The organism is Komagataeibacter xylinus NBRC 15237, assembly GCF_001571345.1.
Taxonomy (GTDB): Bacteria; Pseudomonadota; Alphaproteobacteria; order Acetobacterales; family Acetobacteraceae; genus Komagataeibacter; species Komagataeibacter xylinus.
Map to the genome: position 1 here is coordinate 1 of NZ_BCTP01000090.1, position 5,215 is coordinate 5,215.

The 5,215-nt window shown below is 52.6% G+C and carries 8 protein-coding genes; 3 read left to right on the top strand and 5 right to left on the bottom strand.

The genetic code is table 11. From position 1 onward, the window contains the following. Both GXY01S_RS16220 and GXY01S_RS18405 read right to left on the bottom strand, forming a co-directional pair. A partial coding sequence (locus GXY01S_RS16220) for an RNA 2'-phosphotransferase (protein ID WP_255210489.1) occupies nt 1–540 on the bottom strand: 540 nt, incomplete at its 3' end. A 99-nt stretch (nt 541–639) separates the two neighbouring features. Continuing rightward, the gene (locus GXY01S_RS18405; protein ID WP_146222818.1) at nt 640–840 is read right to left on the bottom strand and encodes a hypothetical protein; all 201 of its coding nucleotides are present in this window, start codon (nt 838–840) and stop codon (nt 640–642) included. A 108-nt stretch (nt 841–948) separates the two neighbouring features. Between GXY01S_RS18405 and GXY01S_RS16225 the strand changes: the two genes are divergently transcribed. Beyond that, the gene (locus GXY01S_RS16225; RefSeq protein WP_061276795.1) at nt 949–2,076 is read left to right on the top strand and encodes a MobA/MobL family protein; all 1,128 of its coding nucleotides are present in this window, start codon (nt 949–951) and stop codon (nt 2,074–2,076) included. 20 nt (nt 2,077–2,096) lie between these two features. On the opposite strand, the gene GXY01S_RS17700 is transcribed toward GXY01S_RS16225, so the two are convergent. Then, a complete protein-coding gene (locus GXY01S_RS17700) occupies nt 2,097–2,375 on the bottom strand; it encodes a type II toxin-antitoxin system RelE/ParE family toxin (RefSeq protein ID WP_255210490.1) in 279 nt (92 codons plus the stop codon). 448 nt (nt 2,376–2,823) lie between these two features. Between GXY01S_RS17700 and GXY01S_RS18410 the strand changes: the two genes are divergently transcribed. Next, nucleotides 2,824–3,084: a hypothetical protein gene (locus GXY01S_RS18410; RefSeq protein ID WP_146222819.1), complete on the top strand. Its 261-nt coding sequence runs from the start codon at nt 2,824–2,826 to the stop codon at nt 3,082–3,084. Between the two features lie 2 nt (nt 3,085–3,086). Next, nucleotides 3,087–3,563 (top strand): hypothetical protein, encoded by a 477-nt coding sequence (locus GXY01S_RS18415; RefSeq protein WP_146222820.1) that lies wholly within the window; start codon nt 3,087–3,089, stop codon nt 3,561–3,563. Between the two features lie 116 nt (nt 3,564–3,679). Here GXY01S_RS18415 and GXY01S_RS16230 read toward each other — a convergent pair whose 3' ends face one another. Further along, a complete protein-coding gene (locus GXY01S_RS16230) occupies nt 3,680–4,057 on the bottom strand; it encodes a helix-turn-helix domain-containing protein (RefSeq protein ID WP_082770955.1) in 378 nt (125 codons plus the stop codon). Nucleotides 4,058–4,077: 20 nt separating this feature from the next. After that, nucleotides 4,078–4,518, bottom strand: coding sequence for a helix-turn-helix domain-containing protein (locus GXY01S_RS17710; protein WP_264997028.1), 441 nt, complete (start codon nt 4,516–4,518; stop codon nt 4,078–4,080). Nucleotides 4,519–5,215: the final 697 nt, after the last annotated feature.

The window sequence follows — 5,215 nt, forward strand, 5'->3', positions numbered from 1 at the left end:
CACGCCGTTATCGGCCTGATAGAAGGGAATCTTATTCCGAAACATCAGACCGGCCTCTACGGCCAAAATAACGGCCTTCCCGTGCCGCTCCCCGACACGCTGCGCCGTTTCCCGGTCGGCGGAAAGATGGACCATCTGGCGGCGGCCCGGTTTCAGACCATCCCGGAAGATCGAGGGCAGGTTGTCGCGGGCGGTGCCGTGCCAGAGCCGATCGGGCGGCTGGACGGCGGGCAAGTCGAGATCAACCGGCAGGGAATGGCCCTGTGCGGCCCGGATACGCAGGCCGTCCGGTGAGAGGGTGAAGCGCCGCTTGTCGTTCATCTCGACCACCCGTTGCAGGGTGGCGAGGTCGAACGGCTTGCCTGCCCGCTTCGCCAGCCGGATCAGGTCGGGCACGTTCGCCCAGCCCTGCCCGTCCAGCGTCAGGCCGATCCGTTCCGGCTCATGTCGCAGGATCAGGGACAGCAGCCGGGCGACTTCGGAATCCTTCATCGGATGGCCGAAAAAGGCGTGGATGCTCCGAACACTTTCATAGAACAAACCCTCTACAGGCACCGGAAATCTGCGGTTTTTTAGGCATGTCGGGTCGTATCGACCTGTGTTGATTCATGTCGAGTTGGTCCTATCCGTGTCGGATTGTCACGGCTTGGGTTCATCCTTACCGATTAGCCATGCCTTAAACTCATCCCGGTGGCTTGGATGTATCCAACCAGAGACGCGCACTAACCCCTTAGCTCGTTGTTCTTCCCTGTGTTTTTCAGAGCGCGCCCGATTTTGCGCCATCATGACGCGGTAGCGTTCGGCAAGGTCGGCATCATCGTTTTTTCTTGCTTCAGACACGGTTTTGCAGTCCTCTTTTGATCCCGAGCATTAAGCGAGGGCGCACATATGGATTACTAACGTAATCCGTGCGGTGTTGGCAACACACTGAAAGCGTTAGCGGTAACGGTGGCAATCTATAGCGTAAACGTGTCGGCTATCGGGAAAGGCACACAGAAGCAGGCGGGAACGGCTGGCGCTCATGTCAGCTACATCACCCGCTCGACCGCTGCCGTTGCGGTGTTGGCCGAACGGATGCCGACTGCCCGGATCGGCTCACGGGGGGGTGCCGCCCGGAAGTGGCTGGACGAGCAGGAGCAGGCCGACCGGAAAAACGGGCGCGTTGTCACCAAGGTCATGGTCGCCCTGCCGCACGAACTGACCGACGAGCAACGCGGCGACCTGGTGCGGGACTTCTGCGAACGTATGACCGCTGGCCGTGGCAGTTGGCTGGCTGCTATCCATCGACCGTCCGGAGACGATGCCCGGAACCATCACGCTCACATCGTCCTACGCGACAAGGATTTCGAGACCGGCAAGGTGGTTGTGGGTCTCTCGAATGCCAAGTCGGTGGATCTGATTCGGACGGAGTGGGAGCGGTTCGCCAATGCTGCCCTTGAGGCGGCCGGAGAAGTTGCGAGGATCGACCGGCGCAGTCTGGCCGATCAAGGGGAGACCAGAGAACCGGGGTCGCATGTCGGCCCTGCTGTGACGGCCATAGAGCGGCGTGGAGAGGTGAGTGCCGTTCGCGTTCGGGTCGTGTGTCAGAAGAGCGAGAAACAGCCCAAACCTTTGCGGCTCTCCGATCTGATTTTCGATGATGACCCCGAACAGGAAGTGCAAGACCTAGACGAGTGGCTCGCTTATCAGGAACGGCTTGAAGCCGAAGCTGAGCAGCAGAGAAGGGAAGCCATCAAATTCCAGAATACGAAACGCCGAGAGATTCTGAAAGAGGCTTCGGAACTGGCGGAGCGTGTCAAAGGCCCGGTTGAAGACATGGAGCGATGGAACAGCCAGCGGAACGTGTGGGATTGGGAAGAACTCAATCCGGATTGGGTCAGTGGCAGGCGTGACGAATTTTCCCGCCTGAAGATGCGGGCTGATGAGCTAATGCTGCCGGTGGCGCCACGGGGATGGCTTGCGCTTCTCCGGCCAATATTTGAGCTTTTACAAAGTCTAATGGAGCGTATGCAGCGGCTGCTGCCAGACCAAGATGCCAAGTGGAATGACGACTTGGACAACAGGCCGAAGATGTAACAGCGATATGAGTTAGCCGTCTATCGGTCTTGAGAACTGTGCCAGATGCGCAGGATTTCGACCGTTGAATCTGCGATGCGATAGACGATTATATACGGCCAGCAGGACACCAGTTCTCGCGTGCCATGGACAAGGCCCGGTCGGCCTCGTTCCGGTAGATATTCGAGACGGTCACAGGCCGCGACTATCTGAATAGCAACACGGCTTGCTGCTGCGGGGTTTTCTTCCCCTATGTGATTTCTAATCCGTTGGAGGTCATCGACCGCTGGATCGGTAATATCAACGATGAAATTTTGCACGATTACCCGCGCTGTGGTGCAGGTTTTTCGTGTTCCGTACCCCAAGAGAGGAGCCAGTTACGCACCTCAGAATAGGGACGCTTACGCCCTTCATCTGCGGCGCGGATTCCGTCTCGAACGGCGTCAGCAAAGGCTGTCGTCTCGGCGTCGTCATGCTGGACAATCGGGTGTGCGCTCATCATGCCGCTCCTGTCGCTCAATTAAGTTTAGGCATCGATCCTACCGGAAAACGGTAGTTTTATCTGCTAAAATCTCTTTGCTTTCTGAGCAAGCAGGGTAACTCGGCACAAGGTTGGTGCAAATCCGGACCGAGCGCAGCGCGGGAGCGCCATAGGTCGCTGAAGGGGTCCGAGGAATGGAGACTAAGAGGTTGAATAATAGGAATGATGAGTAATTATTTTTGTGTTACTACGTTATTATATATGAATACTAACTATGGAGAAATAGCATGACAATAAATGAATATTTAAATTTATTAATAAAAGAGATAAGAAATAGTGGTAATGAAGGTATGGCTATAGAAATAATAAAAAAAGCTCAAATAAACATTACTAAGTCTAAAATAAGAAAAGAAACTGAAGACAAGTTCTGGATTGATTTATACAATAAAATTGGTATTGAAGACCAGCTTTCTACAGAAAGTTATGGTGTTTCTGCGTTATCAAATATTATTTCGGCCGTTAAATCTGAAATTTCTAAGAAAGTTTAATTATGTCCACTGATAATTATAATTTATATTCATTAATAGTTAGTTTATTATCATCAATAATTGCGTTGATTATGCTGTTTTTGGCATATAAACAGTTAAAAGAATTAAATGGTCAGGTTACTATTGCTGTAAAAGCTAATTCAATCAGCAGTTTAAACACACTTCTTTCTTTAGAAGATCATATATCTCAGATGAGGAAAGAGTTTTCTAAGGATTTAATTAGTGTTCTTGAATGCAAGAAAACAGGAGGAGACACTAGTATTTTAGAATTGAAGTTAGATGAATCAAAGCAAATGTATTTTAATTCTTTGGATAGATTGTGTTTTTGTGTTAAAAAAAATATGCTTGATGATGATGACGCAAGAAAAGATTATAAAGAAGCAATATCTTCGTTGATAAAACAATATCCAGAAGATTTTGGTCCAAGCTCAACTTATTCAAATATACTAATAGTATACGAATCTTGGAGAGATAAATAATCTATTATTACTGAGATGCACGAAATATTTGAAGAATTGCAACACTGATTGGCGAAAGAGCGTGGCTTATCATGCGGCGCCAGTCGGCTGGTCAGACCAGAAGCATAGCACACTCATCACCAGAACCACCATTTGCGTGGCCGTGATTCGGCCAGCTTCTGGGCTAATTCGCGCCAGTGATCGCGGTCAGCCTCGACGGTCGCCCGGAGCGTCTTTTCGGCTTCGAGTTCGGCCTTCACGCGCACCAGTTCGAGCGTATCTTGAGCGATTGGATCGGGGTGTGCAGGGGTGTGCGCATGGTGTGCATCGACCGCTTCCTGCACACTGTGCGCACACTGTGCAGGGTGTGCAGAAAGCCATGCGTTCAGATCGTCATTTTTGATCCGCCACTGGTTCTTGTTGTCCCGAAAAGCCTGCAAATCTCCAGATTTTATGGCACGCATGATCGTCCATCGGGAGACATCAGCCACCTGTGCAGCCTGTGCAGGCGACATGTGCGCAGGGGTGTGCGCGCTCACTGTGCAGGATCGTCGCGGCTGGTGGCAGGCAAGTCGGCTTCCAGACCATCAAGAGATGGCTGGGAAGGGGGCGGCATACCGGGGCCGGTCGGTAACTGGCGTTCGCCTTTGAACATGGCCGGGATGGATTCAAGCGGAAGGAGGTCGTCTAGGGTTTCGGCGTCTGGCTGTTCTGTGGCTGAGACCACGACCGCAGCATCGAATAGAGCGTAACGCTGTCCAGCTCTTGCCCCGGACCATGCAACCCTACGGTTCACGATGTAGGCGTTGGCAGTACCGGTCGGGCCGATCTGACGGACATCAATCCAGTTTCCGGACCGAAGGGTATCGAGTGCCCGTTGAAGCGTTGCTCGGGAGCACGCGCATAATTCAGCAAGCGTTTTTTGCGACACGACCACAGCATTATTGCGACCCATGTGATGCACCAGCGTCATCATCACAGATGCAGCGCGAGGGTTTTCCATCCCTAACCGTGACCAGCGTTCTAATGCTGCTCGTTCGACCTGCACCCATGAGCCGGATGGAGCTGTTGTCACTCCTAATTCTCGAGTCTTCACCACATCACCCTATGCCTTCGCACCTATGAGGCAGGGGTGCCTCATAGGTGCAAGAAAAAACACCCGAAAGGAAATATATCTGCTCATCGCGTGAGCAGATTTCGTTCAAGTTCATTAGCTAAATTTTTTCAAAAATAAAATAAATATCGCCATTGAATGAGCGGATTTCGCTCAAACCTGCCTCACCAGCTATGAGGCAGGGGTGCCTCATAGCTGGTGAGGCACCCCCCCCCAATAACATTATGATAAACAACAATTTTTTTCGTTTCTCTTTCTATGATCTTAAGGGCCGTCCACGAAGCCCACGGGACGAGGCCCGCGAACGCCCTCGTGAGCGGTAGCGGGCCTCGGGTCCTGTGGACCCTCGGGGGCGGATCAGAGACCTTTTTGACAGGGAGTTATCCACACCAGACGCCTTCGGCGGCCTACGGCGCTCCCGCGCTGCGCTCGCTCTGGTGCTGCAAGGTCAGCAGAACCGAGTCAGATGGCATTTGCTCAAGGGGAATGAATGTGTGGGGACAGTCCGTTCTTCCCGTCAGAACGCCAGATAGGCCGGAGAGACGCTAGGAACGAGCCA

Bases quoted from the DNA above. Each gene is read 5' to 3' on its own strand.
- GXY01S_RS16230 (WP_082770955.1), bottom strand. From the start codon at position 4,057: ATGTCGCCTGCACAGGCTGCACAGGTGGCTGATGTCTCCCGATGGACG.
- GXY01S_RS18410 (WP_146222819.1), top strand. From the start codon at position 2,824: ATGACAATAAATGAATATTTAAATTTATTAATAAAAGAGATAAGAAAT.
- GXY01S_RS17710 (WP_264997028.1), bottom strand. From the start codon at position 4,518: ATGATGACGCTGGTGCATCACATGGGTCGCAATAATGCTGTGGTCGTG.
- GXY01S_RS18415 (WP_146222820.1), top strand. From the start codon at position 3,087: ATGTCCACTGATAATTATAATTTATATTCATTAATAGTTAGTTTATTA.